We start from the raw sequence: 12,555 nt of genomic DNA, 5'->3' as shown, positions 1-12,555 counted from the left end.
TCCCCGCCCGCCGGCGTTGTGACCACTGCCGACCGTCGAGGAGAGATGCAGCATGTTCCTGTCCCGCACCCCCGTCCTCCCCACTCCCGAGCAGGCCCTGCGCGGCCGCCCCGAGCCGGAGTTCGCCGTTCCCGAGCGCCACACGGTCCTCGGCAACCCGCTCCTCGGCCCGTACCCGGAGGGCCTGGAGGTCGCCGACTTCGCCCTCGGCTGTTTCTGGGGCGCCGAGCGCAAGTTCTGGCAGACCGACGGCGTCTGGACCACTCTCGTCGGCTACCAGGGCGGCTACACGCCGAACCCGGCCTACGAGGAGGTCTGCTCGGGCCTGACCGGTCACACCGAGGCCGTCCGGGTCGTCTTCGACCCGTCGAAGGTCTCGTACGAGTCCCTCCTGAAGCTCTTCTGGGAGTCCCACGACCCGACGCAGGGCTTCCGCCAGGGCAACGACGTGGGCACCCAGTACCGCTCGGCCGTCTACACCCACTCCCCCGCCCAGGCGGCGACCGCCGACGCGTCCCGCGAGGCCTACCAGAAGGTCCTGACGGGCTCCGGCTACGGCACGATCAGCACCGAGATCCTCCCCGCGGAGGGCCGTACCTTCTACGCCGCGGAGGGATACCACCAGCAGTACCTGGACAAGAACCCGGCGGGCTACTGCGGCATCGGCGGCACGGGCGTCTCCTGCCCGATCGGTGTCGCCAAGGCGGAGGGCTGACGATCCGAGGGCCGGGCTCCGCCCGATGAGTTTCGGGACCTACGCGCGGCGGGTGCGCGACGAGCAGGTGGCGCCCGCCCGGCGGTACAGGGCGCTGCGGTGTGCCGTCTCGGAGTACGGGCCGCTCGGCTTCCACGCGACCTGGGCCTACCTGGCCGCGAAGACCTCCGGCAGGACACGGCCGCCCTGCTGCGCGCGCTCGACGTCCTTGAGGCGAGCCGCGCGGCGAGGATCGAGGAGATCGAGGTCTTCGCGGCCCGGCGCCGCCTGGAGAAGGCGGCCGGTGTCCGTACCCCCCGGGGCGGCCACCCCCTGGCGTCGCCGTGGCGACCCCGCTGGCCCGGCCCGGCCGGGCCCTCGCGGCTGGGGCTCGTCGCCGCCGTGGCGAACCGCCGCGCCGCGTTCCTCCAGGTCCCCCACCCCGATCCGTCGCTGCTCACCGGCGACCTCCGGGGCCGGCTCATGGAACTGCACGGCCGTCTCGACACCTGCGCGGCGGACTGTCTCACCGCGCTCGGGCGGCCCGACGGCCCGTCCCGGGACGAGCCGGCCGCCGTCGCCGCCGGCATCCGACGGCACCTCACCCCCGGCTACGGGCCGCTGAACGTGCCCCTCCTCCAGTGGCTGCGCTTCGCGGAGCTCCTCGACTACGCCGTAAGAGCCACGGCGGTCCCCCACGCCCGGTAGCTACACTCGGGGCATGGGTTCGTTCCACTTCTTTCTCTGATTCCGGCCGCGGACACGGTCCGACCCGCTGATCCGGCGCCCTCGGGGCGCGGCAGTGAGGGTCCCGGTGTCCCCTTCCCGGCCCGAACACCCCCAGCACCCAGGGAAAGATCCCATGCGCGACCGCGCCCAGTTGACCCTGAAAGACGTCTCCAAGTCCTACGGGGACCGCTCCGTCCTCGACCAGCTCACGCTCACCGTCCGCCCCGGCGAGAAGGCCGCGGTCATCGGTGAGAACGGCTCCGGCAAGTCGACCCTGCTCCGGCTCCTGGCCGGGGCCGAGGCGCCCGACACCGGGGAAGTGATCGTCCGCTTCCCCGGTGGCGTGGCGCGTCTCGCCCAGACGCTCGCGGAGACCCTCGGTCTCGGACCCGAGCACACCGTGCGGGACGCCGTCGACGCGGCGCTCGCCGAACTCCGCGCCATGGAACGGGAGATGCGGGCCACCGAGGAGACCCTCGGCTCCGCGTCACCCGAGGAACTCCTCGCGTACGGGGAACTCGCCGCCCGCTACGAGGAGCGGGGCGGCTACCAGGCCGACGCCCGGGTGGACGCCGCGCTGCACGGGCTCGGCCTCGGCCATGTCCCGTACGAGCGCCGCGTCGGCACGCTCTCCGGCGGCGAGCAGTCGCGGCTCGCCCTCGCGTGCGTCCTCGCCTCGGGCGCCGAGCTGCTGCTCCTCGACGAACCGACGAACCACCTCGACCGGGCCGCCGCCGACTGGCTGGAGGAACGCCTGCGCACCCACCGCGGCACGGTGGTCGCGGTCACTCACGACCGGGCGTTCCTGGAGGGCATGGCGACCGCGATCCTGGAGGTCGACCGGGACACCCGCACGGTGGCCCGGTACGGCGACGGCTGGTCCGGTCATCGCGCGGCGAAGGCCGCGGCCCGCCGCCGCCGGGCGCAGGAGCACGAGGAGTGGCGCGAGGAACTGGCCCGTACCGAGGAGCTGGTGGCGGCCGCCGGGCAGCGGCTCGCGGGGTCGGGGAAGGACCCCCGGCAAGGCTTCGGCAAGCACCGCCGCTCGCACGAGAACAAGCTGTCGGGCCAGGTCAGGGCGGCCCGCGTCAGGCTGGAGCAGCTGCTGAGGTCCCCGGTCCCGGCCCCACCCGAACCCCTGCGCTTCACCGCTCGGATCGCGACGGCGGCCCCGGGGACGGGGACGGAAGCCGACCTCGGTGACGGTCTGCTGCCCGAGGGCGGGGTGCTCGGGAAGGATGGTGTGATCGCGGAGGACGGGGTGCTCGCCGAACTCGTCGACGTCGTCGTCGGCGAGCGGTTGCGGATCGACGAGCTGCGGATCTCGGCAGGGGACCGGCTGCTCGTCTCCGGGCCCAACGGCGCCGGCAAGACGACCCTGCTCCGGGTCCTCGCGGGGGACCTGCGCCCCGACAGCGGGAGGGTCGGCCGTTCGGGGACGGGTCGGCCGGCTGCGCCAGGAGCTGCCCGCCGTGCCGTCCGCGGAGCCGCTGCTCACGGAGTACGCGGCGGGGCGCCCCGGCCTGCCCGAGGAGTACGCGGCGGAGCTGCTCGCCCTCGGGCTCTTCCGGGAGGAGGACCTGTCGGTTCCGGTGGACCGGCTCTCGGTGGGCCAGCAGCGCCGCCTCGAACTGGCCCGGCTGGTGACCCGGCCGGCCGATCTGCTCGTCCTGGACGAGCCGACCAACCATGTGGCGCTCTCGCTGGTGGAGGACCTGGAGGCGGCCCTGGCCGCCTTCCCGGGCGCGGTGGTCGCGGTCTCCCACGACGAACGCTTCCGCGCGGGCTTCGGCGGCCGGCGGCTGGAGCTCCGCTCAGGCCGGGTCGCCTGACGCGGCCCGCATGGTCGCGGCCGTCGCCGCCGGGTCGTACCCGTCGGCGACGCCCTCGATCAGGAGGATGTCGCCGGCCATGTGGCGGGTGCGGAGGGGGATCAGGGCCTGGTAGGCGGCGGAGTCGTACCAGGCGCGGGCGTTCTCGTACGACGGGAAACCGATGATCACGACGGCGCCCGGCCAGTCCCCCTCGGGGACCTCACGGGCGGGTGCGCCGTGGACGAGGAAGCGGCCGCCGAAGGGGTCCAGGGTGCTCTGGACGCGCTCCATGTAGGTGAGTACCTCCTCGTCGAGGACGGGCTTCGGGTGCAGGTTTCCGATGGCGTATGCGGTCATGGGGCAAGACTGCCGGGGCATGCCGTACGGGGTCGATTACCCCGCAGGTCATGCCCCGGCGTCGTGCGCGGGCGTCGAGCGCGGGCGTCGAGCGCGGGCGTCGTGCGCGGGCGTCAGATCGTCGACGCGTCGATCACGAAGCGGTAGCGCACGTCGCTGGCGAGCACCCGCTCGTACGCCTCGTTGATCTGCTCGGCGCGGATCAGTTCGATCTCCGCGCCGAGGCCGTGCTCGGCGCAGAAGTCGAGCATCTCCTGGGTCTCGGCGATGCCGCCGATCATCGAGCCCGCGAGGGTCTTGCGGCCGCCGATGAGGGAGAAGAGGCCGAGAGAGACGGGCTCCTCGGGGGCGCCGACGTTCACCAGGGCGCCGTCGGTCTTGACCAGGCTCAGGTAGGCGTTGAAGTCCAGCGGCGCGGAGACCGTGGAGATCACCAGGTCGAAGGTGCCGGCCAGCTCGGTGAAGGTCGCCGGGTCGCTGGTGGCGTAGTAGTGGTCGGCGCCCAGCTTCAGGCCGTCCTCCTGCTTCTTCAGCGACTGGCTGAGGACGGTCACCTCGGCGCCGAGCGCGTGGGCGATCTTGACGCCCATGTGGCCGAGGCCGCCGAGGCCGACGATCGCGACCTTCTTGCCGGGGCCCGCCTGCCAGTGGGCGAGCGGCGAGTAGAGGGTGATGCCGGCGCAGAGCAGCGGGGCGGCCTCGTCGAGGCCGATGCCCTCGGGGATGCGCAGGGTGTAGTTCTCGTCGACGACGATGTGGCTGGAGTAGCCGCCGTAGGTGGGCTCTCCGTTCTTGTCCAGGGCGTTGTACGTACCGGTCCCGCCCTGGACGCAGTACTGCTCCAGACCCTGCAGGCAGTACGCGCACTCCCGGCAGGAGTCGACGAAACAGCCGACGCCGACCCGGTCGCCCACCTGGAACCTGCTGACCCCGGGGCCGACCTCGGCGACGATCCCGGCGATCTCGTGGCCCGGGACCATCGGGAAGATGCCCTCCCCCCAGCCGTCGCGTGCCTGGTGGATGTCGGAGTGGCAGATGCCGGAGTACTTGATCTCGATGAGGACGTCGTGCTCGCCGACGGGCCGGCGCGGCACGGTGGTGCGCTCCAGCGGGGCGTTGGCGGCGGGTGCGGCGTACGCGGGGACGGTGGTCACGTTCGTGGTCATGGCCCCAGCCTGCGCGAGGGCGCGGGCATCACCCAGCCCCCTGTTCTGCCTACGTCCAGCGTGCCTACCACTGGCAGGGACAGGAACAGCCGTCCGCCAGGACGTACGACCTGGGATAATCGGGACGCATGGATCTCAGTGCCGAACTCAGCGAATTCCTGCGCTCGCGCCGGGCCAGGCTGAAGCCGGAGGACGTGGGCCTGCCGGATTTCGGGCGCCACCGCCGGGTGCCCGGGCTGCGCCGGGAGGAGCTGGCGCAGCTGGCCGGGGTGTCGGTGGCGTACTACACCCGGCTCGAACAGGGCAACGGCCGCAATGTGTCCATGGAGGTCCTCGACTCCATCGCGCGGGCCCTGCGGCTGAGCGACACCGAGCGGGCGCATCTGACGCATCTGGCCAAGCCGACGGCGAAGAAGAAGCAGCACCGGGCGGCGATCGCCCGCCCCCAGCAGGTGCGGCCGGGCCTGCGGCATCTGCTGGACGCGATGGAGGGCGTCCCGGCGTTCGTCGTGGGCCGGCGGCTCGACGTCCTCGCCTGGAACCGGATGGCACGGGCTCTGATGGGCGACTTCGAGGCGATGGAGCCGGCCGAGCGCAATGTGGCCAGGATGGTCTTCCTCGGGCCCAACTCGCGTGACCTCTACCGGGACTGGGAGTGCAAGGCGACCGAGGTGGTGAGCGTGCTGCGGCTGTACGCGGGCTGCTACCCGGACGATCCGGCGCTGCTCGCGCTGGTCGGCGAGCTGTCGGTGCGCAGCGAGGAGTTCCGCTCGCTGTGGGCGGCGCACACGGTCGCGGACAAGGGGCACGGGACGAAGGTGCTGCGGCATCCGCTGGTGGGCGAGATGACGCTGACGTACGAGAGCATGCAGGTGGCGGGCGGGGACCCGGACCTGATGCTCATCACGTACCAGGCGGAGCCGGGGACGGCGTCGGCGGACGCGCTGCGGCTGCTGGCGCAGTGGGGCGTGGACGAGAGCGTGGACGTACGGCAGTAGAGACCGGAGCGGCCCCCTCACGGTGCGGGAGCGGCCCCTCCCGATGCGGGAACGGCCCCCTCCCGATGTGGGAGGGGGCCGTTCTCGTGCGGCTGCGCGGCCGTGTCGCCGCGGCCCGGGGGATCAGACCGCCGAGCCGGCCTTCCAGTCCGCCCAGCTCATGTTCCAGCCGTTGAGGCCGTTGCTGGGGGCGATCGTCTTGTCCTTGGAGTTCTTGACGATCACGACGTCGCCGACGATCGAGTGGTCGTACAGCCAGGCGGCCTGCTGGTTCGGGTCGCCGGCGCCCTTGACGTCGTTGAGGCCGACGCAGCCGTGGCTGGTGTTGGCCGAGCCGAAGATCGAGTCCGGGCCCCAGTAGTTGCCGTGGATGAACGTGCCCGACGTGGACAGACGCATGGCGTGCGGCACGTCCTTGATGTCGTACTCGCCCTTGCCGTCGTCGTCGGTGAAGCCGACGGTCGCGCCGTTCATCCGGGTCTCCTTGAACTTCTCGGAGATCACCATCTTGCCGTTGTAGGTCGGGTTCTCCGGGGAGCCGGCGGAGATCGGGATGGTCTTGATCGTCTTGCCGTCCTGGGTGACCGTCATGGTCTTGGTGATGACGTCGACGGTGGAGACCTGGTTACGGCCGATCTTGAAGGTGACGGTCTTCTGCTGCACGCCGAAGACACCGTCGGCGCCCTCGACGCCGTCGAGGTCGAGCTTGAGGGTGACGGTCGAGCCCTCGGTCCAGTAGTCGTTCGGACGGAAGTCGAGGCGCGTGCCGTCGAACCAGTGCCCCACGACCTCCTGGCCGCTGCTGGAGGTGACCGTGATGCCGCTCTGGACGGCCTTCTTGTCGGTGATCGCCTTGTTGAAGTTGATCGAGACCGGCATGCCGACGCCGACGGTCGAGCCGTCCTCCGGCGTGAAGTTGCCGATGAAGCTGTTGGCCTTGGAGACCGTGGTGAACGAGGAGTTCTCGTGGGCCTCCAGGCCCTCCGCGTCCGTGGCCGTGGCGGCGATCTTGTAGACCGTGGCGCGTTCGAGCTGACCGGTCGGCTTCCAGCTCAGGCCGTCGGCGGCTATCTCGCCCTTGACGGCCTCACCCTCGGCGGAGGTCATGACGACCTCGGTGAGCTTGCCCTCGGTGACGGAGACCTTGGCGTCCTTGTTGATGGAGGCGTTCTGCGCGCCGTTCTTCGGCGAGATCGTGATCTTCGCCTTGGAGGTCTTCTGCGCGGCCGCCTCGTCGACCTGGGCCTGTGACTGCGGCGTCGCGGAACCGGAGGTGCCCGCGCCCTTGTCCTCGTCGCTGCACGCCGAGAGCACCAGCACACCGCTGAGCACGGCGGCCGCGGCGGCCAGGCTCCTGCGGCGGCGCTTGCCGTCCGTCATCACACGCTTCTCCATCGTCGCCGGTTCCCTGCCAACTTCTTGTTAAGAACGCCCATGACACCCCGTCCGGTTCCGGAAGCGGAGCGTTTGTGGGGAACACCACTGACGACACGCTCGTACGGTCCCGTCCGGTTCCCGGAGCCGCAGTGGCCCCCGTCACCCGGTCGCCCCCCGGCGCACCACAGGCCCCGGGACGGCGTCCCGGGGCCTGTGAACAGGTCGGATACCAGCCTTACGACCGGTCGTCGTCGTCTTCCTCCGCCCCATCTTCCTCGCCGAGGTCCCACTCCAGCGCATCGGGGTCGTACTCGATCTCCTCACTGCTCCAGGAGGCCTGGACCATCTCGATGCCGGGGATGTCGCGGATCAGGTCGAAGGGCTCGACGAGGTACGCGAGGGCTTCGGCGCTGTCCTCGTTCGCGGCGGCGCGGGCGGGCACCCGCTCCTCCTCGGGCATGAACTCGTCGGCGTCGATCCGGGCCTCGGCCGCCGAGGCCAGCTCGGCCGGTCCGTCGATCTCCAGGACCACATCGACCCGAAGGCGTACATAGCGCGGTGTGTCAGAAGTACTCATGGGTCGGAGCGTAGGCGTACCGGGGCTCCCGGCTTTCCCACGACCCGCTGTGTTCATTAGCATCGGCGCACCGACCAATTCGCGGTTTCCGCAAGGGGGATCGAAATTTCCGTGTCCGCCGCCCGACGCCCACTGCTGACCGCGACCGCCGCGGGCACGCTGCTGTGCGCCCTGTGGTTCGTACCGTCCGCCAACGCCACCGCCGATCAGGGCGGGGGACCGATCGGGGTGACCCAGGACGGCCCCGCCACGGACGCCGGGCACCTGGCGGAGACCGGCGGCCGGGACACCACGCCGTACCTGCTCGGCGGGACGGGTTTCCTGGGTGTCGGGGCGGGATTCGTGGCGCTGGCGATGCGGCGCCGCGACCGGACGTCCTGAGGGACCGTTTCCGTGCACACGTGAGGCCCGCCCCGGGACGTCCGGGACGGGCCTCATGTCTTCTCCGGGTTACGCCAGCGGGCCGGTGACCGGCTCCACCGCGGCGAGCAGCTTCCCTTCGCGTACGAAGGTGTCGGCGGCCGCCAGGTCGGGGGCGAGGAACCGGTCCGGGCCGGGGCCCTGGACACCGGCCGCGCGCAGCGCCTCGATGGCGGCGGCGGAGGCGGGCGCCGGGGACAGGCCGTGGCGGAGCTCGATGCCGCGGGTGGCGGCGTACAGCTCGACGGCGATGATCCGGTTGAGGTTGCCGATCGCGGTGCGCAGCTTGCGGGCGGCGGACCAGCCCATGGAGACGTGGTCCTCCTGCATCGCCGAGGACGGGATGGAGTCGGCGGAGGCCGGGACGGCGAGCCGCTTCATCTCGCTGACCAGGGCGGCCTGCGTGTACTGGGCGATCATCAGGCCCGAGTCGACGCCGGCGTCGTCGGCGAGGAAGGGCGGCAGGCCGTGCGAGCGGTTCTTGTCGAGGAGCCGGTCGGTGCGGCGCTCGGCGATGGAGCCGAGGTCGGCGGCGGCGATGGCGAGGAAGTCGAGGACGTACGCGACGGGGGCGCCGTGGAAGTTGCCGTTGGAGCGGACCTGGCCGTCGGCGAGGACGACCGGGTTGTCGACGGCGGCGGCCAGCTCGCGCTCGGCGACGAGCAGGGCGTGGGCCATGGTGTCGCGGCCCGCGCCGGCGACCTGCGGGGCGCAGCGGACCGAGTAGGCGTCCTGGACGCGGGGGGCCTCGCCGCTCTGGAAGTGACCGGTGAGCTCGGATCCCTTGAGCACGGCCAGCATGTTGGCGGCGGAGGCGGCCTGGCCCGGGTGCGGGCGGATGGCGTGCAGCTCGGGCTCGAGGACCTTCTCGGTGCCGAGGAGGGCTTCGAGGGAGAGCGCGGCGGTGATGTCGGCCGACTTGTAGAGGGTGTCGAGGTCGGCGAGGGCCATGATCAGCATGCCGAGCATGCCGTCGGTGCCGTTGAGGAGGGCGAGGCCCTCCTTCTCCTTGAGCTCGACGGGGGCGATGCCGTGGGCGGCGAGCAGCTCGCCGGCGGGCCGGAGCTCGCCGTCGGGGCCTTCGGCGTCGCCCTCGCCCATGAGCGCGAGGGCGCAGTGGGAGAGCGGGGCGAGGTCGCCGGAGCAGCCGAGGGAGCCGTACTCGTGCACGACCGGGGTGATGCCGGCGTTGAGGACGTCGGCCATGGTCTGGGCGACCTCGGGGCGGACGCCGGTGTGGCCGGAGGCGACGGTCTTGAGCCGCAGGAACATCAGGGCGCGGACGACCTCGCGCTCGACGCGCGGGCCCATGCCGGCGGCGTGCGAGCGGACGATGTTGCGCTGGAGCTGGGCGCGGAGCTCATGGCCGATGTGCCGGGTGGCGAGCGCTCCGAAGCCGGTGGAGACCCCGTAGACGGGCTCGGGCTTGGCGGCGAGCGCGTCGACGATGTTGCGGGCGGCGGCCAGGGCCTCCACGGCCTCGGGCGACAGCTCGACGCGGGCGCCGTGGCGGGCGACGTCGATGACGTCCTGCGGGGTCGTGCCGGACGTGCCGAGGACGACTGTCTGCATATCCATATTCAGCACCCTACGGATTGAAGACCAACCTGTCACTAGGTGATTTCGTCACCGTCCCGACCATGGACGGCCCCTTACCGGACCGATCCTCGCCGATGGGCTCCCAGTCTGCCGCTCAGCGACCGCCGGGGCGCCGCCGGAACCGCCATCGGGGCGGCGCGCCGGAAACGAGCGACTCGCGGATCTCGACGGTCGTCGGGTGCTCGGCACCGAGAAGGCGCTCGGCCTCACGGAGCGCCCGCCCCGCGACGGGCCCGGGCATCGGTGCCACGCCCACGTCCCGGAAGCAGCCGACGAGGGCCCGCCGGGCCGCGACGACGTCCGGGTCGGCTCCGTACGGGGCTGGCAGGCCGACGACCTTGGACCCGCGCCCGACGACGATCGCGACCCGGTCGCCGGTGTCCAGGTCGACGGGCACCGCGACCGCGACGAGCCCGAGCGCGACAGCCCCGGCCGCCCGCACCACAAGTCGTCCCGCGGCATGCCCCACCCGCTGCGGATGCGGCCAACACGCCCTCGCACCAGGCTGGATGAGGGGGTGACTAGGGTCGCCTCCATGAACAGAACCACCCCGCCCCGCCCGCTCGACGTGGAAGCGCTCTTCCCGGAACTGGCCGCCCACCGGGGCACGACCACCCGGCTGCATCCGCGGCCCGGGCGGCCCGGCGTGTCGGAGAGCTCCGTCGGCGGGCCGATGCTGTGGCCCGCGGACGAACCGTGGCCGGTGTGCACGGAGGTCCACGGCCGCGGGCGCGGGCGACGCCTGGAGGACGTCCGCCGCCGGCGCGAGGTCCTGGCGGCCGCGTATGCCCGGGAACCGTACGAGGGCCTGACGGAGGAGGAACTGCGGCTCGTCGAGGAGCTGGAGCGCGAGCACCTGGTACCGGGGGCGAGCGAGAACGATCCGCTGCCCATGATCGGCCTCGCGCAGCTGTACGCGCGCGACGTCCCGGACCTTCCGGCGGGGCCGGGCGGCGCCGACCTGCTCCAGGTGTTCTGGTGCCCCTTCGACGCCCACCGCCCCACCGGCTACAGCACGTTGCTCCACCTGCGGTGGCGCAGGGCGGCGGAGGTCGCCGACGTACTGACGTCGCCGCCGCGGCCGGAGGTCGTCGGCTACGAGGGATACGTCCCCGAACCCTGCGCGCTGCACCCGGAACAGGTGGTCACGTACCCCTTCGCCGGGCTGCTGCCCGAGGACCTGTGCGCACGGATCGACGCCTGGGAGGAAGCGCTGGAGGAGGAGGCGGAGGAACAGGAGGACGAGGCCGACCCCGTGGCCTACCAGTACGACCTGTCGATCCCGCCGGGCTGGCGGGCCGGCGGGTACGCGTCCTGGCACAAGACGGACCCGTATCCGATGGACTGCCCGACCTGCGCGACGCCCATGACCCTGCTGCTGACCGTCGACACGTCCGAGTGGGACGGCGGCACCGGAAGCTGGACACCGCTGGAGGACCAGGGCCTCCACCCCCACCCGGCGGCCGTGCCCACCGGGGTCGTCGTCGGCAACCACGGCGAACTGAACGTCTTCACATGCCCCGCCGATCCGGGACACCCGCCGCGCTGGAGCGTTCAGTAGGCCGGACCACGCGGGTCCCCGCGAACCGGAACAACCGAGCCCCGACCCAGTCGGGTTGGAGGGAGGGGCTCAGGCCCGTCCGGGCTCTGTCCGGGGGCTCGCGACGGCGCCGCGCGGTTGATAGGTGTGGTGGGAGCAGCCGCAGCGGCGCACGGCTGGGCATCGTGCCGTTCACGGCGTCGATGAAGATCGTCCCCGCCAACGGCTTCTGGGTCATGGATGACCGGCTGGTGGTCGCGGAGGACTGGCACGCCGAGCTGTGATTGGACGACGCCGACAACATCGCCTTGTACCGCAAGGCCTGGAAGCCCCAGAGCGAGTCGGCGGCCTACGGAGCCGATGCCAACAGCGTCATCGACTCGGCCCGGCGCGCACTGCGCCCCGGCTGACGGACGGGGCTGGGTCGAAGCTTGAGCCCGCCTCTCGTCTCGGCCCATGGCCGGCCTCCCGAAAACCGGGCATCACTCGTACGGGGGGTCTTCACTCAGCGTGTCGCCGCGGGCATATGCCCGTGCGGTACGTTCGCAGCAAAACGGCCCCCGTCGGCGGCGGTAACCAACGACGAGGGCCTGAACCACCAGTGGAAGCCGCCCACCCGTGATCTACCGCAACTTTATCGCGCCCTCTCGCGCCTTCAGCCAGTTCTCACACGAGATCATCCGGCACCCGCGCCTCGACTCCCACGCCACGCGCCTCCTCACCTGGCAGCTCTCCCTCCCCGCGCACGCCCGGGAAACCCTTTCGGAAACCGCCAAGCGCGCCCGGATCGGGTCGACTTCCTTCATCACGGCCAAGCGTCAGCTCAAGGCCGAGGGGTACGTGCACGAGAGGCGGGTGCAGGTCGGCGGCGGGCTCTGGGTCACCCAACAGCTCGTCTCCAGCACGCCGTTACGCCCCGAGGAGGCGGCCAAGATCTTCGCCCGTACGCCCGTCCACACGGGCATCGAGCGGGTGTACTCGCAGGTGGCACCGGGCACCCCGGGCCCGGCCGTCGGTCATCCGGCGACCCCGTCGACCGACGGTCATCCAGAGAAAGACCGTAGGGAAAACACCTCCAACCTTCCGCCGGAGGCGGAGGCGGAGGCGGAGGCCCGGCCGGGGACCGAGGCCGAGCCGGAGGCCTGCTCGGAGACCGAGGCCGAGCCGGAGCCCCAGGGACAGCCGCAGCCCGATCCCTTCGACTCGGCCCCGGACGAGCCCGACGCCCAGCCCGGCGTTCAGCGCGCCGCTCAGCTCGACTCTCAGCTCGACTCTCAGCTCGAC

At 72.0% G+C, this 12,555-nt stretch carries 11 protein-coding genes and 3 pseudogenes; 8 read left to right on the top strand and 6 right to left on the bottom strand.

The window, feature by feature from the left end; genetic code table 11:
* Positions 1–52 precede the first annotated feature (52 nt).
* The 3 genes and pseudogenes from msrA (at position 53) to AOK00_RS32640 (ending at position 3,255) form a co-directional block, all read left to right on the top strand.
* Positions 53–715 carry a peptide-methionine (S)-S-oxide reductase MsrA gene (msrA, locus tag AOK00_RS32650; RefSeq protein WP_055603775.1) on the top strand — a complete coding sequence of 221 codons (663 nt, stop codon included), beginning with the start codon at positions 53–55 and terminating at the stop codon, positions 713–715.
* A 99-nt stretch (positions 716–814) separates the two neighbouring features.
* A complete protein-coding gene (locus AOK00_RS32645) occupies positions 815–1,402 on the top strand; it encodes a hypothetical protein (protein ID WP_055603774.1) in 588 nt (195 codons plus the stop codon).
* A 154-nt stretch (positions 1,403–1,556) separates the two neighbouring features.
* Positions 1,557–3,255 (top strand): annotated as a pseudogene (locus AOK00_RS32640) (ABC-F family ATP-binding cassette domain-containing protein).
* Here the strand turns inward: AOK00_RS32640 and AOK00_RS32635 are convergent.
* Positions 3,238–3,594 (bottom strand): DUF1330 domain-containing protein, encoded by a 357-nt coding sequence (locus AOK00_RS32635; RefSeq protein WP_055603773.1) that lies wholly within the window; start codon positions 3,592–3,594, stop codon positions 3,238–3,240. The pseudogene AOK00_RS32640 and the gene AOK00_RS32635 overlap by 18 nt on opposite strands.
* A 113-nt stretch (positions 3,595–3,707) precedes the next feature.
* Complete coding sequence (locus AOK00_RS32630; RefSeq protein ID WP_055603772.1) at positions 3,708–4,760, bottom strand: NAD(P)-dependent alcohol dehydrogenase; 1,053 nt, start codon at positions 4,758–4,760, stop codon at positions 3,708–3,710.
* A 128-nt stretch (positions 4,761–4,888) separates the two neighbouring features.
* Here AOK00_RS32630 and AOK00_RS32625 point away from each other — a divergent pair, with 128 nt between their 5' ends.
* Positions 4,889–5,758, top strand: a complete 870-nt coding sequence (locus tag AOK00_RS32625; protein WP_055603771.1) for a helix-turn-helix domain-containing protein — start codon at positions 4,889–4,891, stop codon at positions 5,756–5,758.
* A gap of 123 nt (positions 5,759–5,881) precedes the next feature.
* Here the strand turns inward: AOK00_RS32625 and AOK00_RS32620 are convergent, their stop codons facing one another.
* Positions 5,882–7,153 (bottom strand): L,D-transpeptidase, encoded by a 1,272-nt coding sequence (locus AOK00_RS32620; protein ID WP_055603770.1) that lies wholly within the window; start codon positions 7,151–7,153, stop codon positions 5,882–5,884.
* A gap of 217 nt (positions 7,154–7,370) precedes the next feature.
* Positions 7,371–7,712 carry a hypothetical protein gene (locus tag AOK00_RS32615; protein ID WP_055603769.1) on the bottom strand — a complete coding sequence of 114 codons (342 nt, stop codon included), beginning with the start codon at positions 7,710–7,712 and terminating at the stop codon, positions 7,371–7,373.
* 111 nt (positions 7,713–7,823) lie between these two features.
* On the opposite strand from AOK00_RS32615, the gene AOK00_RS32610 reads away from it, so the two are divergent.
* Positions 7,824–8,093, top strand: coding sequence for an LAETG motif-containing sortase-dependent surface protein (locus AOK00_RS32610; RefSeq protein WP_055603768.1), 270 nt, complete (start codon positions 7,824–7,826; stop codon positions 8,091–8,093).
* Positions 8,094–8,162: 69 nt separating this feature from the next.
* Here AOK00_RS32610 and hutH read toward each other — a convergent pair whose 3' ends face one another.
* Both hutH and AOK00_RS32600 read right to left on the bottom strand, forming a co-directional pair.
* Positions 8,163–9,704, bottom strand: a complete 1,542-nt coding sequence (gene hutH / locus AOK00_RS32605) for a histidine ammonia-lyase (protein WP_055603767.1) — start codon at positions 9,702–9,704, stop codon at positions 8,163–8,165.
* 121 nt (positions 9,705–9,825) lie between these two features.
* Positions 9,826–10,200 carry a hypothetical protein gene (locus AOK00_RS32600; RefSeq protein WP_159041898.1) on the bottom strand — a complete coding sequence of 125 codons (375 nt, stop codon included), beginning with the start codon at positions 10,198–10,200 and terminating at the stop codon, positions 9,826–9,828.
* A gap of 66 nt (positions 10,201–10,266) precedes the next feature.
* Between AOK00_RS32600 and AOK00_RS32595 the strand changes: the two genes are divergently transcribed.
* The 3 genes and pseudogenes from AOK00_RS32595 to AOK00_RS32590 all read left to right on the top strand — a co-directional run.
* Positions 10,267–11,292, top strand: coding sequence for a DUF1963 domain-containing protein (locus AOK00_RS32595; RefSeq protein ID WP_055603765.1), 1,026 nt, complete (start codon positions 10,267–10,269; stop codon positions 11,290–11,292).
* Positions 11,293–11,447: 155 nt separating this feature from the next.
* Positions 11,448–11,681, top strand: a pseudogene (locus tag AOK00_RS37800) (transcriptional regulator); the annotation flags it as partial.
* Between the two features lie 208 nt (positions 11,682–11,889).
* Positions 11,890–12,555 (top strand): annotated as a pseudogene (locus AOK00_RS32590) (hypothetical protein); the annotation flags it as partial.

Origin of the sequence: Streptomyces aureus, assembly GCF_001418135.1 — a bacterium.
Lineage (GTDB): Bacteria > Actinomycetota > Actinomycetes > Streptomycetales > Streptomycetaceae > Streptomyces > Streptomyces aureus_A.
Note: the sequence above shows the minus strand (reverse complement) of the source record. Positions and strands in the feature narration are given on the sequence as shown.